General features: G+C 46.4%; 22 protein-coding genes. 8 read left to right on the forward strand and 14 right to left on the reverse strand.

The annotated features are described in order from the left end of the window. Positions 1 to 103: 103 nt before the first annotated feature. On the forward strand, positions 104 to 418 hold the full coding sequence (locus tag MKY62_RS20100; RefSeq protein ID WP_003186216.1) for a DUF485 domain-containing protein: 315 nt from the start codon (positions 104 to 106) through the stop codon (positions 416 to 418). Beyond that, the gene (locus MKY62_RS20105) at positions 415 to 1,953 is read left to right on the forward strand and encodes a cation acetate symporter (protein WP_003186218.1); all 1,539 of its coding nucleotides are present in this window, start codon (positions 415 to 417) and stop codon (positions 1,951 to 1,953) included. Before MKY62_RS20100 ends, MKY62_RS20105 begins: the two co-directional genes overlap by 4 nt. A gap of 52 nt (positions 1,954 to 2,005) precedes the next feature. Here the strand turns inward: MKY62_RS20105 and xylB are convergent, their stop codons facing one another. Continuing rightward, positions 2,006 to 3,505, reverse strand: a complete 1,500-nt coding sequence (gene xylB, locus MKY62_RS20110) for a xylulokinase (protein ID WP_003186220.1) — start codon at positions 3,503 to 3,505, stop codon at positions 2,006 to 2,008. Further along, the gene (xylA, locus tag MKY62_RS20115) at positions 3,505 to 4,851 is read right to left on the reverse strand and encodes a xylose isomerase (protein WP_003186222.1); all 1,347 of its coding nucleotides are present in this window, start codon (positions 4,849 to 4,851) and stop codon (positions 3,505 to 3,507) included. The genes xylB and xylA overlap by 1 nt, the downstream gene beginning before the upstream one ends. Before the next feature lie 191 nt (positions 4,852 to 5,042). On the opposite strand from xylA, the gene MKY62_RS20120 reads away from it, so the two are divergent. Then, complete coding sequence (locus tag MKY62_RS20120) at positions 5,043 to 6,206, forward strand: ROK family transcriptional regulator (protein WP_003186224.1); 1,164 nt, start codon at positions 5,043 to 5,045, stop codon at positions 6,204 to 6,206. A gap of 240 nt (positions 6,207 to 6,446) precedes the next feature. Here the strand turns inward: MKY62_RS20120 and thiE are convergent, their stop codons facing one another. The 5 genes from thiE to MKY62_RS20145 all read right to left on the reverse strand — a co-directional run bounded on the left by thiE (position 6,447) and on the right by MKY62_RS20145 (position 9,661). Next, a complete protein-coding gene (gene thiE / locus MKY62_RS20125; RefSeq protein WP_003186228.1) occupies positions 6,447 to 7,121 on the reverse strand; it encodes a thiamine phosphate synthase in 675 nt (224 codons plus the stop codon). 1 nt (position 7,122) lies between these two features. Further along, positions 7,123 to 7,932 (reverse strand): hydroxyethylthiazole kinase, encoded by an 810-nt coding sequence (gene thiM / locus MKY62_RS20130; RefSeq protein ID WP_339613854.1) that lies wholly within the window; start codon positions 7,930 to 7,932, stop codon positions 7,123 to 7,125. After that, positions 7,929 to 8,846 (reverse strand): LysR family transcriptional regulator, encoded by a 918-nt coding sequence (locus MKY62_RS20135; protein WP_003186230.1) that lies wholly within the window; start codon positions 8,844 to 8,846, stop codon positions 7,929 to 7,931. Before MKY62_RS20135 ends, thiM begins: the two co-directional genes overlap by 4 nt. 120 nt (positions 8,847 to 8,966) lie before the next feature. After that, positions 8,967 to 9,236 (reverse strand): YwqI/YxiC family protein, encoded by a 270-nt coding sequence (locus tag MKY62_RS20140; protein WP_003186231.1) that lies wholly within the window; start codon positions 9,234 to 9,236, stop codon positions 8,967 to 8,969. Next, on the reverse strand, positions 9,233 to 9,661 hold the full coding sequence (locus tag MKY62_RS20145; RefSeq protein ID WP_003186232.1) for a DUF5082 family protein: 429 nt from the start codon (positions 9,659 to 9,661) through the stop codon (positions 9,233 to 9,235). Before MKY62_RS20145 ends, MKY62_RS20140 begins: the two co-directional genes overlap by 4 nt. 483 nt (positions 9,662 to 10,144) lie before the next feature. Between MKY62_RS20145 and MKY62_RS20150 the strand changes: the two genes are divergently transcribed. Together MKY62_RS20150 and MKY62_RS20155 are read left to right on the forward strand one after the other, a co-directional pair. After that, positions 10,145 to 10,531 carry a CidA/LrgA family holin-like protein gene (locus MKY62_RS20150; protein ID WP_003186233.1) on the forward strand — a complete coding sequence of 129 codons (387 nt, stop codon included), beginning with the start codon at positions 10,145 to 10,147 and terminating at the stop codon, positions 10,529 to 10,531. Beyond that, positions 10,513 to 11,196, forward strand: coding sequence for a CidB/LrgB family autolysis modulator (locus tag MKY62_RS20155; RefSeq protein WP_003186234.1), 684 nt, complete (start codon positions 10,513 to 10,515; stop codon positions 11,194 to 11,196). The genes MKY62_RS20150 and MKY62_RS20155 overlap by 19 nt, the downstream gene beginning before the upstream one ends. A gap of 55 nt (positions 11,197 to 11,251) precedes the next feature. Here the strand turns inward: MKY62_RS20155 and MKY62_RS20160 are convergent, their stop codons facing one another. The 3 genes from MKY62_RS20160 to MKY62_RS20170 all read right to left on the reverse strand — a co-directional run bounded on the left by MKY62_RS20160 (position 11,252) and on the right by MKY62_RS20170 (position 14,308). Beyond that, positions 11,252 to 11,536, reverse strand: coding sequence for a hypothetical protein (locus MKY62_RS20160; protein WP_009329830.1), 285 nt, complete (start codon positions 11,534 to 11,536; stop codon positions 11,252 to 11,254). A gap of 10 nt (positions 11,537 to 11,546) precedes the next feature. Continuing rightward, a complete protein-coding gene (gene putP / locus MKY62_RS20165; RefSeq protein ID WP_003186236.1) occupies positions 11,547 to 13,013 on the reverse strand; it encodes a sodium/proline symporter PutP in 1,467 nt (488 codons plus the stop codon). Between the two features lie 98 nt (positions 13,014 to 13,111). Next, the gene (locus MKY62_RS20170) at positions 13,112 to 14,308 is read right to left on the reverse strand and encodes a class I SAM-dependent rRNA methyltransferase (RefSeq protein ID WP_085959536.1); all 1,197 of its coding nucleotides are present in this window, start codon (positions 14,306 to 14,308) and stop codon (positions 13,112 to 13,114) included. A 136-nt stretch (positions 14,309 to 14,444) separates the two neighbouring features. On the opposite strand from MKY62_RS20170, the gene MKY62_RS20175 reads away from it, so the two are divergent. Then, the gene (locus MKY62_RS20175) at positions 14,445 to 14,825 is read left to right on the forward strand and encodes a VOC family protein (RefSeq protein WP_003186240.1); all 381 of its coding nucleotides are present in this window, start codon (positions 14,445 to 14,447) and stop codon (positions 14,823 to 14,825) included. A 30-nt stretch (positions 14,826 to 14,855) separates the two neighbouring features. Here MKY62_RS20175 and MKY62_RS20180 read toward each other — a convergent pair whose 3' ends face one another. The 4 genes from MKY62_RS20180 to MKY62_RS20195 all read right to left on the reverse strand — a co-directional run bounded on the left by MKY62_RS20180 (position 14,856) and on the right by MKY62_RS20195 (position 17,270). After that, positions 14,856 to 15,794 carry a phosphoglycerate dehydrogenase gene (locus tag MKY62_RS20180; protein WP_009329832.1) on the reverse strand — a complete coding sequence of 313 codons (939 nt, stop codon included), beginning with the start codon at positions 15,792 to 15,794 and terminating at the stop codon, positions 14,856 to 14,858. A gap of 147 nt (positions 15,795 to 15,941) precedes the next feature. Continuing rightward, complete coding sequence (locus MKY62_RS20185; protein WP_003186243.1) at positions 15,942 to 16,805, reverse strand: glycosyltransferase family 8 protein; 864 nt, start codon at positions 16,803 to 16,805, stop codon at positions 15,942 to 15,944. A gap of 121 nt (positions 16,806 to 16,926) precedes the next feature. Continuing rightward, positions 16,927 to 17,103 (reverse strand): hypothetical protein, encoded by a 177-nt coding sequence (locus MKY62_RS20190; RefSeq protein WP_085959885.1) that lies wholly within the window; start codon positions 17,101 to 17,103, stop codon positions 16,927 to 16,929. Continuing rightward, positions 17,100 to 17,270: a hypothetical protein gene (locus tag MKY62_RS20195; protein WP_003186246.1), complete on the reverse strand. Its 171-nt coding sequence runs from the start codon at positions 17,268 to 17,270 to the stop codon at positions 17,100 to 17,102. The genes MKY62_RS20190 and MKY62_RS20195 overlap by 4 nt, the downstream gene beginning before the upstream one ends. A 270-nt stretch (positions 17,271 to 17,540) precedes the next feature. Between MKY62_RS20195 and MKY62_RS20200 the strand changes: the two genes are divergently transcribed. Together MKY62_RS20200 and MKY62_RS20205 are read left to right on the forward strand one after the other, a co-directional pair. After that, entirely contained in the window at positions 17,541 to 18,764 is a 1,224-nt protein-coding gene (locus MKY62_RS20200) for a sensor histidine kinase (protein ID WP_011198417.1), read from the forward strand. Further along, positions 18,757 to 19,395 (forward strand): response regulator transcription factor, encoded by a 639-nt coding sequence (locus tag MKY62_RS20205; protein ID WP_003186252.1) that lies wholly within the window; start codon positions 18,757 to 18,759, stop codon positions 19,393 to 19,395. The genes MKY62_RS20200 and MKY62_RS20205 overlap by 8 nt, the downstream gene beginning before the upstream one ends. Positions 19,396 to 19,479 lie beyond the last annotated feature (84 nt).

A 19,479-nucleotide genomic window follows, 5' to 3' on the forward strand; every position in this document is an offset into this window, starting at 1 on the left:
TATATAAATAAAAGGCTTTGTGAAAATTGAAGAATAAATCCGGAGCTTGTTACATACCTTTGTTGTATCTTTTCAGACAAACACAAGGAGGGTCAAAGAACAAATGGGAGAAGGCAAAATAGATTACAGCAAAGCTGCGGCATCTCCGGAGTTCCAGCGGTTGTTAAAGCGGAAACGGGCTTTTATTGTACCGATGACGATTTTCTTTTTGCTCTTTTATTTCCTGCTGCCGGTTATGACATCATACTTCACATTTTTGAATCAGCCGGCAGTCGGGGCCATCACGTGGGCATGGGTTTTCGCGATTGCTCAGTTTGTTATGACGTGGACGCTGTGCATTGTGTATACGAAAAAAGCCGGTCAATTCGATCAAATTGCAAGCGATTTCAAAAAGAAGATTGGAGGCGTTGATTCATGAGTGCCACAGCCTTTATTTTGTTTCTTGCCATTGTCGCCCTCACGCTTGTCATTACGTATTTCGCCGCTAAACAGACAAAAACGGCCAATGAGTTTTACACGGCGGGAGGGGGACTTACCGGCATTCAAAACGGACTGGCTATTGCGGGAGATTACATGTCAGCGGCTTCTTTCCTCGGAATTGCCGGGATGATCGCTTTGAACGGGTTTGACGGTTTCTTCTACAGCATCGGCTTCCTCGTCGCTTATTTAGTTGTCCTTTATATTGTGGCAGAACCGCTCCGAAACCTCGGCAAATTTACAATGGCGGACATGATTGCCTCTCGTTTTAAACAAAAGAAAATTCGCGGTGTCGCCGCATTAAACACAATCACGATCTCCACCTTTTATATGATTGCACAGTTAGTCGGCGCCGGCGCGCTGATCAAGCTTCTGCTCGGCATCGATTATACGCTGGCAGTGTGCATTGTCGGGGTTTTGATGACCATCTACGTCGTATTCGGAGGAATGATTGCAACCAGCTGGGTCCAGATCATCAAGGCCGTTCTTTTGATGGCGGGGACGCTCATCATTTCGGTCATCGTTTTTTCAAAATTCGGCTTCAGCCTGACGAACATGTTCGAACAAATGAAAACAGCTACTCCGCTCGGGGCGGATTTTCTAAACCCCGGCAATAAGTATAAAGTTCCTCTTGAAACACTTTCACTCAATTTGGCGCTCGTCCTTGGAACAGCCGGCCTGCCCCACATTCTCATCCGCTTTTATACAGTAAAAGATGCCAAAACGGCAAGGAAATCGGTTGTCTCGGCAACATGGATTATCGGTATATTTTATATTATGACGGTCTTTCTCGGTTTTGGTGCTGCCGCTTTTGTCGGTTTTGAAAACATTTTAGCTGCCGATAAAGCGGGGAATATGGCCGCACCGCTGCTTGCTCAGGCGCTCGGCGGAGATTTTCTGTTCGCCTTCGTCTCAGCCATCGCTTTCGCCACGATTTTGGCGGTAGTTACAGGACTTGTCCTGTCGGCGGCTTCTGCTTTTGCGCATGATATATACAGCCAGATTATCAGAAAAGGCGCGGCTACGGAAAAAGAGCAAATGATTGCTGCAAGGTGGGCTTCCATCGGCGTATCCGTCCTTTCAATTCTGCTTGCTGTCTTTGCCCAATCGCTGAATGTCGCGTTTCTTGTCTCGCTTGCATTTGCCGTGGCGGCAAGCGCCAATTTGCCGCTCATTATCTTCACCGTCTTCTGGAAAAGATTCAATGCCGCCGGCGCTTTGGCCGGCAGCCTGACCGGCCTTTTAAGCGCTCTGATCCTTGTCTCCATCAGCCCGAGCGTATGGGACCCGGCCGGAAACGCCATCTTTGTTGGAGACCCGCTCATCCCGCTTTCCAACCCGGGAATCATCTCTATTCCGCTCGGCTTTTTAGGCGCTTATCTTGGAACGATTCTATCTTCAAAAACCCCTGGTCAAGACGCGTTTGCAGAAATTCAGGTCAAAGCGCATACAGGCATCCACATGGATCAATCTTAAACCGTGTGCAGCCGAAAAAAACTTATGAGCCGGCCGGCCCATAAGTTTTTATTTATTCCCGAAAGCTTGCCAGCCGCTCGTTCAGCGTTTTCGTGTGCCGGTAGACATCTCTGTAAATTTGAAAGAGAGCTTCGTATTGTCTGCTGTATTCACGGCGGGGCGAAAAGGTTTCTTTGATGAGAACGAATCGGTCTGCACAAGCCTCAAGCGACGGAAACCAGCCGCACCCGACGGCCGCAATCATGGCTGCACCGTATGCCGGCCCCTGTTCGCTTGTCAGTCTGATGATGTCGGCGTTGAAGATATCCGCCTGGATTTGCAGCCATTGATTGCTTTTGGCGCCTCCTCCGATTGAAATCACACGGCTGATGTCTTTTCCCCCGGCACGGAATTGTTCAATGCTTTCATGAAGGGAGAATGTAATGCCTTCAATAACGGCTCTGACAAAGTCCGCCCGTGTATGTGCGCTGTCCATCCCGATGAAGCTGGCGCGAATATCTGCGTCGGCATGAGGAGTTCTCTCCCCTGACAAGTAAGGGGTAAACAGCAGTCCCCCGGCCCCGGGACGGGAATGGCCAATATCGCTGATTAATTCGTCAAATGACGCCTGCCCGGCAAATACATCTTTAAACCAGCTGAAGCTGCGTCCTGCAGAAAGCGTCACTCCCATCGAATAAAACGCATCTGGGGCTGCATGGTTCAGAAAATGAATATTGCCATTAAACTCTTGATCACGGTTTGATTCATATGTGAGAACAACCCCCGAGGTGCCTATGCTGCAAAGGGCGGTTCCTTCTTTTAAAATACCGGCGCCGACAGCGCCGCATGCATTATCAGCGCCGCCGGCAAACACCTTGACTTCAGGAGACAGCCCGGTTTCGGCCGCGAATTCCGGTCTGAGGCCGCCGACACAAGCGCCCGGTTCAATCAAATCCGGACATAAGGACTCCGGGATGCCGAGCTTTCTGCAGATTTCCCCGCTCCATGTTTGATGTCTCACATCTAGCAGGAGCGTTCCGGCCGCATCTGAATATTCGCTGTGAAGACGCCCCGTCATGGTGTACCTGACATAGTCTTTCGGCAGCAAAAAAACGGCCGCCTTTTCAAACAGCTCTTTTTCATATTCTTTCACCCATAAAAGCTTCGGAAGGGTAAAACCTTCGAGCGCCGGATTTTTCGCGATCTCGAGCAGGCGCTCCTTTCCGATTTTGTCGTTAATCAGCCGGCATTGTTCGGTTGTCCGTGTATCGTTCCACAGGATCGCGTTTCGCAAAACCTCTCCTTTGCCGTTTAAAAGTACCAATCCATGCATCTGTCCGGAAAAGCTGACCCCTTTAATCTGAGATGCTTTTCCCGGGAAATGCCCGACCAATTCCTTAATGGCTTCCTTCGTTTTGTCCGCCCATTCTGCGGGATCCTGTTCGGAATAACCGGAATGGGGCTCAATGATGGAAAACGGTTTGGAGACCTCGCCGCACAGCTCTCCCCGCTGATTGACAAGGATGATTTTAACCGCGCTGGTGCCGAGATCGACCCCGATTACGTATTCCACTAGCGTGTCTCCTTTCCTGCCGGCGCTTCGCGCAAAGCGTTCAATAAGTAACGGTTAACGGTCGCCTTCAGCCGTTCTTGGCGGCCTGACTGATTTTCAATATGGTCGTTTTCAAGAGCGTAAGCGGCGAGCTTTTTCAGATCGGTGCGGCCTTCTTTGATTTCAAGCCCGATGCCTTTCGTATAGCTCTCATAACGTTCTTCGATAACCTGATCGAGCGCTTTATCTTCAAGCAGACGGGAGGCGACTTTCAAGCCGACTGCATACGTATCCATTCCTGCGATATGAGCGTGAAACAAGTCCTCATCGGCAAATGACGGGCGCCTTACTTTAGCATCGAAGTTGATGCCGCCGGTTTTAAACCCGCCTGCTTTCAAAATTTCATACATCGCCAGAACCGCAGAATACAGATCGGTCGGAAACTCATCGGTATCCCAGCCCAAGAGCAAATCGCCCTGGTTGGCATCAATGGAACCCAGCATATCGTGCAAGGCAGCCACCCTTAGTTCATGCTCAAATGTATGCCCGGCCAATGTCGCATGGTTCGCCTCAAGATTAAGTTTAAAATGGTCTTTTAAACCGTAAGTTTCTAAAAAAGCGATCGTTGTGGCTGCATCAAAATCGTATTGGTGCTTCGTCGGCTCCTTCGGCTTCGGCTCGATTAAAAATTGGCCGTCAAAACCGATTTCACGCGCATACTCAACTGCCATTCTATAAAATGAAGCCAAGTTTTCGAGCTCAAGCTTCATATCTGTATTCAGCAATGTTTCATAACCTTCTCTTCCGCCCCAGAACACATAGTTTTCCGCTCCAAGCTCTTTGGCGATGTCCAGGCCTTTTTTCACTTTTGCAGCTGCATAGGCATAGACGTCTGCATTGCAAGAAGTTGCGGCCCCGTGGACATATCTCGGATGCGTAAACATATTGGCTGTATTCCAAAGCAGCTGAACATGGCTTGTCTCCATCATTTCTTTGAGAAAAGACGACATTTGATCCAAATACGTGAAAGTTTCACGCAATGTTGCTCCTTCATCGACAATATCAACATCATGAAAACAGAAATAGGGCACGCCGAGCTTTTCAAAAAATTCAAAAGCCGCTTCCGCCCTGGCTTTCGCTTTATCCAAAGGATGTGTCAGCCGGTTCCACGCCCGGAACATCGTCCCGTCGCCGAAAGGGTCTTTCCCGTCCGCATCAAAGGTATGCCAATACGCAACAGCGAAGCGAAGGTGTTCCTTCATCGTTTTGCCGCCGACAAATTCATCAGGGTTGTAATATTTAAATGCGTAAGGATTTTCCGAATCGGCCCCTTCATACTCAATCATTCCGATATTTCTAAAAAACATTCCGATCTCCCCCTTCACTTTTCCTTGCAAACGTTAAAAAACAATGTTTGTTTAACCATTAAACTAACTTCCTTGTATGTATTTTACAGGATCAATTAATCGCTTTCAATGGAAATAGAGGAAAAAATAAGTTTTCAAAATTTGTTATACTATAATAAATTCACAGCTTCAAAGCAATGGAGTGATTGACATTGAATACAGCGGATCAAGCCCTTGTAAAAAAAATGAACAAAGCCCTGATTTTTGAGCAGATTATTGAAAACGGACCCGTCTCAAGGGCCAAACTTTCGGAAATAACAGGATTAAATAAAGCGACCGTTTCCTCCCAAGTGTCTTCCCTGCTTCAAAAGGACATCATTTATGAAACCGGCCCCGGCGAGTCAAGCGGCGGCAGAAGGCCCGTTATGCTGAAATTCAATCGAAAAGCCGGCTATGCGGTCGGTGTAGATGTCGGAACCAATTATATAATTGTTGCGTTAACCGACCTTGAAGGGCATTTGATTGAACAATTCGAACGAACGCTTGATGAAGAAGACATTCAGGCGACAGAAGAGGCATTAATCGAATTGACGGGGCTTGCCGTTGACAAAATACCGCCTTCCCCATTCGGATTGACCGGAATCGGCGTGTGCGTGCCCGGCTTGGTGGACAACGAACGGCATGTAGTCTTTACGCCAAATAAGCCGATCCATTTGATTCCGATAAAAGAAAAACTGGAAGAAAGGTTCGGCGTTCCCATTTTAATTGAAAACGAAGCCAACGCCGGCGCCGTTGGCGAGAAGGAATACGGGGAAGGCGGCCAGCTTGAGCATGCCGTGTTTGTCAGCATTAATACCGGGATCGGTTTAGGGATTTTAATGAATGGAAAATTGTTTAGAGGTGTGCAAGGTTTTTCCGGAGAAGCCGGGCACATGTCCATTCACTTTGACGGTCCGTTATGCCGGTGCGGAAATAGAGGCTGCTGGGAGCTTTACGCTTCAGAAAAAGCCGTCTTCTCTCACTATGCAGCGAATTCCGGGGCCCAGCTTTACGAAACCGTTAAAGAACTTGCAGACCGCGGTGATCCGGGCATGATGGAGACGTTTGAACGCTTTGGCTTTCATATCGGCATCGGGCTTCTCAACATCTTGAAAACGTTGAATCCCGACACCATTATCTTGCGGAATACCATAGTGGAATCCTATCCGAGCATCGTCGATGCGATCAAAAAAACGATTGCCTCAAGAAGCGCAGCAGAAGCCTTGTCTAATTATCATTTAAAAATCTCCACGCTCGGCCGCACCGCCTCAGCGCTTGGGATGTCCTCCCTTGTAACCGAACGTTTTCTGGAACGGTTTATGAACGAGAGATTTTAATCTTCATATAAAAAAGCGCATATTCCATTTAGGAATGTGCGTTTTGCAGATTGTTGATAAAATCCCAAAACGGCTTTTTGTTTTGGGATTTTATCATCCTTTCAGCGTGATTGAAAACCCTTGCAGTCTAGGAAGGTCGAGCATCGGAGCGGAGCGAATGTTGGAATTCGTGAGCACCGACGCGCAGGCCTGACAACGAATGCGAGGGTTTCTCGACACGCTGAAAAGCGCATATTCCATTTAGGAATGTGCGCTTTGTTTGGCAGCTTGGACTTTCTCGCTAAACGCCTCGGCGGCCTGCTTTGGATCGGCGGCTTTGCTGATGGCGCTGATGACACTGATGCCGTCCGCCCCGGCCTCGATGACGGGGACGCAGTTTTCGACCGTGATCCCGCCGATTCCGACCACAGGAATGCCAATTCCCTGCCTGCGGATCTCTTGAATGAGCGAGACGCCCTGCACAGCTTTTGTATCCCGCTTTGTTTCAGTAGGGTAAACAGGCCCCGCACCGATGTAATCCGCTCCATCCTTTTCCGCCTTTAAGACTTCTTCAAGTGTATGCGCGGAAACGCCGAGGACTTTGTCCCCGATTCTCGCTCTGACGTCTGCGGCCTTATCATCATCCTGGCCGATATGCACGCCATCTGCGTCAAGTTCAAGCGCGAGTTCTACATCATCGTTGATAATAAACGGTACATTGAACTGTTTGCACAGCGCCTGCACCTGTCGGGCAAACGCCGTTTGATCTCCGGCTTTCAACGCACCCTCGCCTTTTTCGCGGAATTGAAAAAGGGTCGCACCGCCTTTTAAAGCTTTTTCAATAACAGTTAAAGGATCCCCTGCGGTATTGTTTGACCCCATAATAAAATAGACCGACAACAGATCTTTCATTGCTTCTTCTGAGACTCGCGTCATCTTATTCCACCTCTCTGATCCTGCCGCGTTCTTTTATATCCATAGCTTCAACGGCAGCAAGCTGATTCAAAAACTCGATTTGGAAACTTCCGGGCCCCCGGCTTTCCGTTTTCGCCGCGGCCAACTCGGCCGCTGTTCCATAAAAAGCGGCTGCAGATACAGCGGCACGGCAAACGTCTTTTTCAACGGCGCAAAACGCACCGATGACAGAGGTAAACAAGCAGCCTGTCCCCGTCACTTTCGTAAGCAGCTGATGTCCGTTGCCCACGGTATACGTTTTTGTACCATCCGTTATCACGTCTTCAGCACCGGTTATGATGACTGCTGTATCCCATAATTTCACGGCTTTTTTTGCGAGCTCCGTTCTGTCGCCGCTCTCTTCACCCGCGTCCACGCCTTTGATCAGCCAGTCTTCCCCAAGCGTGTTGGCAATTTCCGCAGCATTGCCTCTGACGGCAGAAACCTTCACTTTGCGCATGATCGCTTGAGCCGATTCCGTTCGAAACGGCGTCGCCCCCGCACCGACCGGATCAAAAATAACCGGCACCCCATGTTCATTAGCTGACTTTCCTGCAATAATCATCGCTTCAACAGATTCACGGCTGAGCGTGCCGATGTTCAGCACAAGGGCTCCGGCGATCTTTGCCATGTCGGCGGCCTCTTCCCTCGCATACGCCATCACCGGCGATGCGCCGAGAGCCAGCAAACCGTTTGCCGTAAAGTTGGTGACGACATTGTTTGTCATATTGTGTACGAGCGGTTTTTGCTTTCTGACTAACTCAATTCCCCTTGCGGCATCTTCCATATTCATTCGCCTGCATTCCTTTCTGTTTTTGAATTCTCGCTCCATATATACGATTTTGTATGATCAATCCACGCCCTCGCCGCGAACGACAGATAGCGGTCTTTTCTCCAAATGACGGCGACATGCCAAGGAATGGCCGGCCTCACCAGCGGAATGATCCTCACCCTTTCAGGGTCAAGATCCCGGCAGATCCTTTCGGGCAAAAGACCTATCCCAAGGTTCGCGGAAACCATTTCGCTGATGAAATCCCATTGTGAGGTTTCATAAATGACATTCGGCTGAAATCCCGCCTTCAAGCAGGCCGTAATGATCCGTTCGTGAAGAACAAAGTCTTCCCGGAAGAAAATAAACGGTTCTTCGCTTAACTGCCGAAGCTCGATCTCTTCCGCATCGGCAAAACGATGGGACGGGTGGACGATTAGCATTAAGTCTTCTTTAACAATTGTAAAGGAGTGAAAAATCTCCTCTTTTGCAGGCAGGACGACAACGCCGATATCAAGCGATCCGTCCTCTACTCCCTCCTGCACTTTCACAGACCCGTGTTCAACAAGCTGAAAGGTGACGTTCGGATACTTATCTCTGAAATCCCCTATCACTTTCGGAAAAAAACCGGAGCCGATCATCGGCGGCAGACCGATCCTCACATGCCCTTTTTTGACGTCCATCAAGTCGTTCAGCTCTGAAGTTAAATTTTGAAATGACTTGGTGATTTCCTGGGCCTGCACATACATGCTTTGCCCCGCATCAGTCAGCTCGATCTGCCGGCCGCGCCGGTAAAACAGCTCGATGCCCAGCTCTTCTTCAAGGTTTTTAATCATTTTGGAAATCGTCGGCTGAGATATGTATAATGACTGAGCGGCTTTTGTGAAGCTTTTCAGACGGGCTACCTCCAAGAAATAGGTTAAGTGGCGTATGTCCATTTGTTTGACACCCTTTCAGAGTTCCTGCGTGTATTCATATTCTAAACCAAATTCATTGTTTTCTGCACCCCCGCGAGAGCCACAATAAAAAAAACGCCGCCGGCATACAGCCGGCAGCGCCTATCTTCGGGCAATCGCCTCATCCTGTTCCTTCAGCGTATCCACATTTGAGCGGGTGTCCTCAATGTTTTTACGAACAGCCTCTTTATACTGTTTGACCATATTGCAAATTTCGGCTTCTCGTTCAAGCCACTTTTTCGTAAAATCAAGGTTGTTCCGCCCGAGCGCTCCGGCTGGCGGGCTTTTTAAAGATACGGCTTGAAGCGTGCTGCTTACTTGTTCCAGCTGCTTCATAACCGCTGCATGGTTAAGTTTAATCGTTTTGCTCATTTCAACCATCCTTTTAAACCGTTGATTGTGCTGTGCAGAGCGTCGACGGCCTCCTCTCCTTTTTCCATCAGAAAGTCCGCCCGGTCGGCTGACCAGCTTGCAGCCTGAACAGCTCCTTTTTCAGCATCTAAAGCAAATATCTTTAAATCGATTTTATGAATATACCGATCATACTCATCGGTGAAAATTCTGTACATTGCCGTGTGCGCTTCATCACGTGCTTCGTCAAAATCGGCTGCCCTGCTTCCGGTCCACGACTCATTAAGATTCGGCCGCAAAATCTGCCTGATTTCTTCGATTCCGAGGTTTTGTTCCCGCTCTACATCGCGCTTTGCCCGCTCCAGCCTTGCAATTTGTTCTTCCAGCTCTGCCGCCTTATGGGAGAGGACACCGTGTATTTTTTGCAGCGTGTCTGAGTAGTCCATTATTGTCACCTCTGAAATTGCAGTATGATTCGCATTGATTATTTCCTTGTCAAATCATGATCCGGTTTGTTTTTCATAGATTCACATCTTTGACTAGACTTGCTCTCATTTCCAATATTTATAGTTTAAGTCGAAAATCACGGATGTTGAATAGGCTTTAAAGACTGTTTTTAGGGATATATACACAGTTCGCCATCATCCTCACACCGCATTTCAAGGACATATAACCCGTCTTTTTGAATCATCTGTACACCGCTTTCATTGCGGACAAGTCTAAAGGCACGGGAACACGGCGGTTTAATGGTCACAAAAAATCGCCAAATGATTCCGTATGACGTTTTCCAATTTTAGTTATTAAACTGTTGCTTTTGACCTGATTTGCGCTTTTAACTATAGACAAAATGAATAATATATATTCTGTATATGTATTTTACCTATACTTGAAACTCATGTACACTCTTGTTTAGAAAGGGGGATAATGACATGAAAACATTCATTAAAGGATTAGGTCAGGTCGCTCTTTTGTTTTTATTCGCCCGTTTCATGAATCTGATTGTCGAGGTTCTTCATATAAACATTCCCGGCAGCATTCTCGGGATTATCGTCATTTTTGCGCTTCTCCATTTCAAAATCATTAAGCTGGAATGGATTGAAATCGGCGCGCTGTGGCTTCTCGCGGAGCTGCTTTTGTTCTTCGTCCCTTCAGCCGTCGGGATTATGAACTACGGAGATATTCTGGCTGAATTCGGCACAAGCATTATACTCGTTGTCCTCATCAGTACATTCGTCGTCATGGTGTCGACCGGAATGCTGACTCAATTGATTGCCAAAAGAAAGGAAAGAAAAAAAACATGCTCATCGGATGCTTAAGCCTGATCGCAACAGTTTTAATCTATTTGGGCGCAAAAGCGGTGTATTCACGCCATCCAAAGGTGTATGCGTCACCTTTATTGGTCACGCCGGTGATACTGGTCGGCCTGCTGCTTTTCATCAACGTCCCTTTTGAAGCGTACAATGCGGGCGGACGCTTGTTGACGGACATGCTCCAGCCGGCAACCGTGGCTTTTGCGATTCCGCTGTACAAATACTTTCCAGTCTTAAAAAAATACGCGGTTGAGATCATTATCAACGTGGCTGTAGGCTGCTGTATCGCGATCCTGTCAACAGCGTTTATCGCAAAACTCTTCAAGCTGAATGAAGACCTGATCGAGAGCCTCGTTCCCAGATCTGTCACAACGCCAATTGCAATGAACGTTTCTGAAATGATCGGCGGAATGCCGGCGGTGACCGCTGTTTTTGTCATATTGACCGCCTTGTTCGGATCAGTGATCGGACCGATGGTCATTCGCTACTTCCGGATTGATAATGAAATCGCGAGGGGCGTACTGCTTGGCACAAGCGCCCACGGCGCAGGTACGTCAAAAGCATTTGAGCTGAGCTCCGTGTCCGGAACGATCTCAAGCGTGTCGATGATCCTGGCCGCGATCATCACGCTTTGCGCAGCGCCGTTTCTGATTTCCCTTATTGCAGTGTAATAGCCGAAAAAAAACCAAATTGGTGAAGGTTTTTCCGCCAATTTGGTTTTTTCATTTAGAAATCGATCAGCCATATGAATATAGACATCATCAATAATACAACGGCCAGAATAAAAGAAATACACCTAAAAGACCTGTCATGCAGCAGTTTTGGGGAAATTGCTTTTAACAGTTTGACGTTCAGTAAACCGATCAAACCGAAAAGTGTGAAGACTCCCGATCCATCCGCCGCCATTTCCGAGAAAAATCCATCGCCTTTTTCTTTGGAAAATGCCCACAGGAATCCTGCGAAAGCCCCTGTGAGAAAAGCGGTCGTCAACAATACTTTGACAAAGGCCATCACTAGATTCTCAACCTTTCAGCTGTTCAACCGCAGTCTCAAATTCCTTTTCAATCTCTGCCCGCGGCTTCTTTGTCATCAGGCTGACGGCGATGATCACGACTGTACAAACAATAAATCCGGGAATGATTTCATAAACCGGGTCAAACGCTTTCACTTGCTCCCACACAATAACGGTCAGCGCTCCGGACAGCATCCCTGCAAGCGCGCCCCACTTCGTCATTCGTTTCCAATACAGGCTCAGCAAAACGACAGGGCCAAATGCCGCCCCGAAGCCTGCCCATGCATAGCCGACAAGATTCAGAATCGTTTCATTCGGATGAAGCGCCATCAAGAGTGCGATCAGTGAAATGGCGAGGACAGACAGCCTTCCGACAAGTACAAGTTCTTTATCAGAAGCCCCTTTCCGGATAAACGCTTTATAAAAATCCTCTGTCAGCGCGCTTGAGGTTACAAGAAGCTGTGAAGAAATTGTGCTCATCACCGCTGCTAATATGGCGGCCAGCAAGAACCCCGTAATCATTGAAGGGAACAAAAGGTCGGCAAGCTTAATGAATATCGTCTCGGCATTCTTTAACGTAAGATGATTCGCACTGAAATAGGCAATGCCGACGAGTCCTGTCAGCATCGCTCCGCAAATCGAAAAGATCATCCAGCCCATGCCGATTCTTCTGGCACTCTTCAATTCTTTCACGCTTGAAATCGCCATAAACCTGACAATAATATGAGGCTGTCCAAAGTAGCCGAGACCCCATGCCAGTAAAGATATGATACCGATTACGGTTGTTCCTTGAAACGGACGGAGGAGATCCGGGTTAACCGCGTTCACTTCCGAAAACGCCGGCGCAATTCCCCCCAGTTGAACAAACACGACTACCGGCATTAAGATGAGCGCGATAAACATGATCGTCCCTTGAACAAAATCGGTCCAGCTGACAGCCAAAAAGCCTCCGAAGAGCGTATAAAGAATGACAACCCCGGCCGTCAGCCAGATGCCGATCCGATAATCCAGGTGGAATGCGGTTCTGAACAGCTCTCCGCCCGCCACCATTCCGGATGATGTATAAAAAGTGAAAAATACTAAAATAACAAAAGCCGACGTCATCCGTAACAGTCTTGAACCGTCTTTAAAACGGTTTTCGAAATAATCGGGTATAGTAATGCTGTTGCCGGCCGTTTCCGTATACGTCCTTAGCCTCGGCGCGACATACACCCAGTTCAAATAAGCGCCGATTGTCAGACCGACAACGATCCAGCCGCTGCTCAATCCGTTCAGGAACATCGCACCGGGCAGCCCCATTAATAGCCAGCCGCTCATATCGGAAGCTCCTGCGCTTAACGCGGTAACGGCGGGACCCAGATTTCTTCCGCCAAGCATGTAATCGGTCAAATTTGATGTCCTGCGATATGCAAAATATCCGATGAAAAGCATTCCCGCCATATAAATACCTATCGATATTAAAATTCCGTAATTCATAGCTTCCCCCTGCCTGTGTGATTTGCGTAATATCAATATACATGAATAATTGACCGACAGGTATTGTTTTTATCGCAAATTTTTTCTCCAGCCTTACATTAACGATGGCGAACCTGTAAAAAGACAACTTTTAAATAATCGCCCTCAGGATAGCTTTTCACCGTTTTAAAATCTTCGGGAAGCGAATGCTCCTCAAGCACTGTAAAGCGCGTCCCCGTTTCTTTGCATGCCTCTTCGATAAAGCCTTTGAATTTTTTCATTCCAAATGCGCTGCTGTTCGTCGAAGCGACGATCACACCTTGATCTTTAGTGATTCGAATCGCGTCTTTTAACAGATTTTTGTAATCCTTTGCCGCGCTGAATGTATGCTTTTTCGTTCTCGCAAATGAAGGGGGATCAAGGATGACAAGGTCAAAGGCGAGTTCTTTTTTGGCCGCGTATTGAAAATATTTAAAAACGTCCATGACTTTAATCTCATGAGCTTCATAGTCCAGCCCGTTCACACTGAATTGTTCGATCGTCCTGCTTAAGCTGCGGTTTGCAACATCAACGCTCGTCGTTTTTTCAGCGCCTCCGAGCGCCGCCGCCACAGAAAATGCGCCGGTATATGAGAATGTGTTGAGCGCGGTTTTCCCTTCCGCATACCGGTCCCTAACCGCCTTGCGGACATGGCGCTGATCGAGAAAAACGCCGGTCATCGCTCCGTCATTGAGGTAAACGGCAAAATGAATGCCGTTCTCTTTCACAATGATCGGAAAGTCTCCTCTTTCGCCTTTGACAAAGTCGTCATCTTCCACATACTGCCCGGCCGTATTAAACCGTTTTTTCTCATAAACAGCTTTATAATCCGTCAATTCATCAAGGGCTTCCATAATCGTTTCTTTAAGCGTATAAATCCCTTTGCTGTACCATTGGAACAAATAGTAGCCGTCATAATAGTCAATCGTAAAGCCGCCGATTCCGTCGCCTTCCCCGTTAAACAAACGAAAAGCGGTTGTATCCGGGTCTTGAAAAAGCGATTTTCTGGCTTGAAATGCTTTCGCCAGCCTGCTTAAAAAGAATGACTGGTCAATCGATTCCCCCTCGTTTCGAGTCAGAATCCAGCCGATCCCTTTGTTTTGCTCGCCATAATAGCCCTTTCCTAAAAACCTGCCGTTTTCATCGGTTATCCTGATCAGCGATCCTTCTTTTATGCCGTTTTCTTGCGAAGAAACGGCCTCTTTTTCGATTAGGGGATAGCCCTTTTTCATTTTTGCAGCGAATGGATGTTTTATTTTTAATGTATGCATTTTAATTCAGTCCTTATCTTAAAGTCTTCTCTATCCTACCATAACGCCTGATAGATGTTCTTATTCATCATGTAATCGATATAATTGACAGATGATTCCGATTTTTCTAAGATGATGGAGAAACTAAAGGAGGAATGGCGAAATGGCGCGAATTGACCACGTAGGACTGATGGTGAAAGACATTGATGCTTCGATCGCATTCTACCAGAATGTGATCGGAATGACGCTGAAAGGCAGAATGACCCATACAAACGGCGTCATGAAACTCGCTTTTTTAGGCTTTGAGAACAGAGACGAGACAGAGCTCGAACTGATCGAGGGATATAACGACAACCTTCCTCAGGAAGGAAAAGTTCATCATTTTGCCGTCTCGACCGATGATATCGAGGCTGAATTTGATCGCGTAAAAGGCGCCGGCATCAAGCTGATGGAAGATGAGATTACCGTATTGCCGAACGGCTTCCGCTATTTTTTTCTTTTTGGGCCCGAAGGAGAAATGGTCGAGTTTTTTCAAAGAACATAACCGGACGCGGCTTATCGCCGTTTCCGGTTTTTATTGAACGCGGAAAGCCGGCTGCTGTTTTTCGATAAACCTTTTGATGTTTTGATATGTCATCTCTTCGATGCGCCTGATGCTCTCATACGTAGCGCCGCCGATATGCGCCGTGCAAATGACATTGCTGAGACCGGCGATCCGGGCAGCCGGCGGTTCGGTTTCAAAGACGTCCAATGCTGCGCCTCTGATCTGTTTTTGCTCAAGCGCTTGAATAAGCGCGCTTTCGTCCACCACTTCTCCGCGGGCAATGTTGATCAGGTACGCGGTTTTCTTCATTTTTGCCAGTTTTTCTTGATTGATTAAATGATAGGTGGCAGGTCTCAATGATGTGCTGATACATACAAAGTCCGATTTTTCCAGGAGATCGTCAAGCTCGGCGAACCGCACATTCAGCCGTTTGGCTGCATTGTAGTCTTTGTATGTGCCGTACGCCAAAACGTTCATATTAAACCCGGCAGCCCGCCTTGCAACCTTTTTGCCGATTTCCCCAAAACCGATAAGCCCCAGCGTTTTTCCATCGAGCTCATAGCCCATCGCCGCTTGCCATAAGCCCGCTTTGACTGCCGCGTTTGACTGCGGGATCGAACGGGCGCCAGACAGCAGAAGACCGAATGCCAAATCGGCGACCGCCGAGGCATTTTGGCCGGGTGCATTCGTGACGAGAATCCCTTTTTCGTTTGCATATTCCACATCAATATTGTCGATTCCCGCGCCGAATTTCATGATATACCGGAGTCCCGGAGCGGCGTCGATCAGCTCCCGGTCCGCTTTTTCAACGCCGGCGATATAAATATGGACATCCTTGATATGAGTCAGTAAATCCTGTCTCGTCAACCGATTTGAATCCAAAAACGCAAATTCGGCGCCGAGCCGTTCGACCCTTTCTCTCAAGCGCGGCGCAGCGCGGTAAAACAGTCCGTTGAGCGTCAACAGCACTTTAACCAAAAGCTCTCCTCCATTCAGCAGGAATTTTCCCGACCAGAAAAATGCTTGTTTCCGAAGGAAACAAGCGAATATGGGGATACGTCAGGGTTTGTTGTCATTATATCGATTCATCCTGCGATTTAAAATGAGATTGGCATGTTAGCTGACATGGTTTTTAGACAATTTGGCCGGCTGGTTAAAGGCTGTGGACTGCAAATACTTAAAATATTGACGGGCGTACGGGTGTGAGGTGTTTGAATTCCAAGGCTTGTTTCCGCCGCAGAAATGAACGATTGCCGGGTTTGCCCTTGTTTCCATATAGCGCTTTTGATCGATGAGGGAAGCCGGTGTTTTTTCTTTTAAAATAATGTGTGTTTGGGCGTTCCACCTCGGATGAAGTTCGAGCCACTGATCATAAAGAATCGCGTTCAATGCGTCTTGGTCATGAAACACAAACATGTCTTCATCGTTGTTATTGATAAAGTCGATGACTTTTTTCGAAATGTCGTTTTTTCTCCAAGCTTCCATATCGATGATCATTAAGCCCGAGTTAAAATATTTTGCTTCATCGCTGATGTTCATCTTTTTCAGCCGTTCATGCTGGCCTGCATCTTCAACCGCCGCCGCGAAATAAGGTGAAATGTCCATGTCCCACAGCTTCGATATATCCTCTAAAACTAAGGCGTCGCAGTCGACATAGATCATTCGTTTAACGGATTCGTCATCAATCAGATCGGGAATGGAAATTCGATAGTAAGCCGCTTTTGTAATATGGCTGCTTTCGACCGCTTTGTCATACTGGCTTTTTTCCACATTAAGAAATGTAATAGGAGCTCCGAATTGGAGGGTCGTCTCTTCCAGACGCTTTTTATTCTCCGGTTCAATCCCTCCGTCGATGACATACAGTTTCACCTCGCGCGTCTGATCCATATTCGTCAGCAATGATGAGAACATCACGCTTAAATGCTGTGCGTAGTTATTGTCTGTACAAGAAATAATATGCATGGTTCGGTCGCTTTTCATATGTCGTCCATCTCCTTTTCTTTTTTTGTTCTATTCCCTTTTTTCGAAAAATAAACACCGTTGATAGGCCGAAAAAAAAAAGGATCATGCAAGATCCTCAGATTGTATAGCGTCTATTTTGCTATCTTTTAGCAAGATGCTGCTTTAAATAAAAGTAAGGATAGCCAACAATGATAAGCGGAGCTGCTAATGCAAGGAGTATCCATGAGCCTGAGTGACTGCCTCTAATGACTCCAATGAAAATACAAGTACCGACGAGAAAATATAATAAAGCACCTAAGAACCAATACATCTTCATTCCTCTTTTTCTTTACGCTTGTTCTTGGATTGACGATTTTTGTATCTATGCTTGTCTGTTTTTTCGTTCGCATTGCTTAATCGATCAGGGCACTGATTTTTTGACACTTTCTCAGTTCGGATTCCTTTTCTTTTTAATGATAAAATTGTGAGATCAATCGATTTCAATGTTGATCATTCCTTTAATCAATAGTGAGTTCCTCATTATTTTAAATGTAAATTTGGAAAGATAAAACGTACATAAAGGCAGAATGCATATGTACGTTTGGGCAATGTTCATATGTTGGGAAGATCTAATGGTTCACTGCACATTGGTATTGTTGTGTTCCTTCTCTTCCTATAAAATGATTGGATAAATATATGTTGCACGTTCAATGAAATGGGATCGATTTTCATAAGTCTCTTTTTGGTTAAACTGTTAAAGGAAGTGGATGAGGTTTGCTGATAAGGAATCCTTTCAAAGAAAAATACTACTCACATGATAGGCGGGCATTAAATATGCTTGCACTCAGAGTGCCGGGCCTGGCTTTTATTCTCATGATCTATGTCGCCTCTATCGTGCTGCAATTTCTTAATGGGAGCTGGTCCATTTTATTGCTTAATGTGTTTACGGTATTGACCGCCATCTTTGCTTTGTTGCATTGGCACTCATATCGCTGGGTTAAGAAAAGGGTGATTCTGTACTTCGTATTACAAGGTTTGATCACTTTTACACTTGCTAATGTCATGTCAGGCTTTTTAGTGCTGATCATCATTGGCCTTTATGCATTTTTGATCGGACAGATTATAGGAATGGCAGACAGAAGAAAGACGTTCCTCATCCTTTATTTATTGCTTCTGCTGTCAATCACTGTACTATATCATATTCACAAAGGTGAATATTTGCATTTTCTTGTCATAGCAGTACCTATTATGATCGTGATTATCACATATGCCGCTACATTTTTTGCCCAAGTCGATGAAAAGACAAAAGCGCAGCTGACTCTTGAAAGGCTGGAGCTGGCTCATCAGCAGGTAGAACAGCTGACGCTGCAAAACGAGAGACAGCGTATGGCCCGGGACTTGCACGATACGCTTGCTCAGGGGCTGGTCAGTTTAAATATGCAGCTGGACGCTATTCATGTTCATCTCGCCAAAGACAACACAGAGAGAGCAAAAGAAATCGTTCAACAATCTATGAATAGAGTGAAAAGCACACTAGCTGATGCACGTTCAGCGATTGACGATCTGCGCAGCAAATCAGAAGAAATCGGTTTTTTAAAAGAAAGAATTACCTCATTAATGGATCATTTTCAAGAGTCGACAGGCATGGCTTGCTTTTTAGACTACAGATTAGACCAAGTGCCGGACGTTCGAACAGCTGAAAACTGTTATTACATCATTGGAGAATGCATAGCGAATGCCGTAAAGCATGCTGAAGCAGAAACGATCTCAGTGTCCATTTGGGATGATGATAAGAGGAGGCTCCATTTAACCGTCAAGGATAACGGCAAAGGATTTGATGTTGAAAAAGGCAAGAAAAAGAGAGGACATTATGGGCTTCTCGGCATAGAAGAACGCGTCAGAGCAATGAAAGGCCAATTCAATATAAAGAGTACAACATCTAAAGGAACACAAATTGATATCACTGTACCAATTCAGGGAGAGATGCCAGATGAATAAGGTTTTAATCGTTGATGACCATCTTGTCGTGAGGGAAGGTCTGAAGCTTTTAATTGAAACGAATGATCACTACATCATCATAGGAGAGGCGGAAAATGGCAAAGCAGCAGTTCGCCTTGCAGATGAATTAAAACCGGATATTATTCTCATGGATTTGTATATGCCGGAGATGAGCGGGTTAGAAGCCATTAAACTAATAAAAGAAAAACACGACATCCCCATCATTATTTTGACTACGTATAATGAAGATCACTTAATGATCGAAGGAATTGAATTAGGGGCGAAAGGATATCTATTGAAGGATACAAGTTCAGAAACCCTTTTTCATACGATGGACGCAGCAATAAGAGGAAACGTGCTATTGCAGCCTGATATCTTAAAACGTCTGCAAGAAATCCAATTGGAGCGGATGAAGAAGCAGAGCAGTGATACGCAGCTGACAGAAAAGGAAGTCATAGTTCTAAAAGCAATTGCTAAAGGTCTTAAAAGCAAAGCGATTGCCTTTGATTTGGGCGTCTCTGAGAGAACAGTAAAGTCTAGACTAACGTCCATTTACAATAAATTAGGCGCGAATTCAAGAACTGAAGCAGTGACGATTGCCATGCAAAGAGGCGTTCTGACATTAGACTAATAATATCAAATTAAAATTTGCCCAAACGTACATGCCCGAATGTACGTTTTTTTTATTTCATTGTCCACTACAATGAGAAAGAAT

Origin of the sequence: Bacillus sp. FSL R7-0646 (assembly GCF_037969865.1) — a bacterium.
Classification (GTDB): Bacteria; Bacillota; Bacilli; order Bacillales; family Bacillaceae; genus Bacillus; species Bacillus licheniformis.

What these genes read in the sequence shown, in the direction of transcription:
- MKY62_RS20160 (WP_009329830.1), bottom strand. Translation starts at nt 11,536, where the DNA reads ATGGCCTTTGTCAAAGTATTGTTGACGACCGCTTTTCTCACAGGGGCT.
- xylA (WP_003186222.1), bottom strand. Translation starts at nt 4,851, where the DNA reads ATGTTTTTTAGAAATATCGGAATGATTGAGTATGAAGGGGCCGATTCG.
- thiE (WP_003186228.1), bottom strand. Translation starts at nt 7,121, where the DNA reads ATGACGCGAGTCTCAGAAGAAGCAATGAAAGATCTGTTGTCGGTCTAT.
- MKY62_RS20100 (WP_003186216.1), top strand. Translation starts at nt 104, where the DNA reads ATGGGAGAAGGCAAAATAGATTACAGCAAAGCTGCGGCATCTCCGGAG.
- MKY62_RS20185 (WP_003186243.1), bottom strand. Translation starts at nt 16,805, where the DNA reads ATGAAAAGCGACCGAACCATGCATATTATTTCTTGTACAGACAATAAC.
- MKY62_RS20140 (WP_003186231.1), bottom strand. Translation starts at nt 9,236, where the DNA reads ATGAGCAAAACGATTAAACTTAACCATGCAGCGGTTATGAAGCAGCTG.
- thiM (WP_339613854.1), bottom strand. Translation starts at nt 7,932, where the DNA reads ATGAATATGGAAGATGCCGCAAGGGGAATTGAGTTAGTCAGAAAGCAA.
- MKY62_RS20145 (WP_003186232.1), bottom strand. Translation starts at nt 9,661, where the DNA reads ATGGACTACTCAGACACGCTGCAAAAAATACACGGTGTCCTCTCCCAT.
- putP (WP_003186236.1), bottom strand. Translation starts at nt 13,013, where the DNA reads ATGAATTACGGAATTTTAATATCGATAGGTATTTATATGGCGGGAATG.
- MKY62_RS20135 (WP_003186230.1), bottom strand. Translation starts at nt 8,846, where the DNA reads ATGGACATACGCCACTTAACCTATTTCTTGGAGGTAGCCCGTCTGAAA.
- MKY62_RS20175 (WP_003186240.1), top strand. Translation starts at nt 14,445, where the DNA reads ATGGCGCGAATTGACCACGTAGGACTGATGGTGAAAGACATTGATGCT.
- MKY62_RS20150 (WP_003186233.1), top strand. Translation starts at nt 10,145, where the DNA reads ATGAAAACATTCATTAAAGGATTAGGTCAGGTCGCTCTTTTGTTTTTA.
- MKY62_RS20205 (WP_003186252.1), top strand. Translation starts at nt 18,757, where the DNA reads ATGAATAAGGTTTTAATCGTTGATGACCATCTTGTCGTGAGGGAAGGT.
- MKY62_RS20105 (WP_003186218.1), top strand. Translation starts at nt 415, where the DNA reads ATGAGTGCCACAGCCTTTATTTTGTTTCTTGCCATTGTCGCCCTCACG.
- MKY62_RS20190 (WP_085959885.1), bottom strand. Translation starts at nt 17,103, where the DNA reads ATGAAGATGTATTGGTTCTTAGGTGCTTTATTATATTTTCTCGTCGGT.
- MKY62_RS20155 (WP_003186234.1), top strand. Translation starts at nt 10,513, where the DNA reads ATGCTCATCGGATGCTTAAGCCTGATCGCAACAGTTTTAATCTATTTG.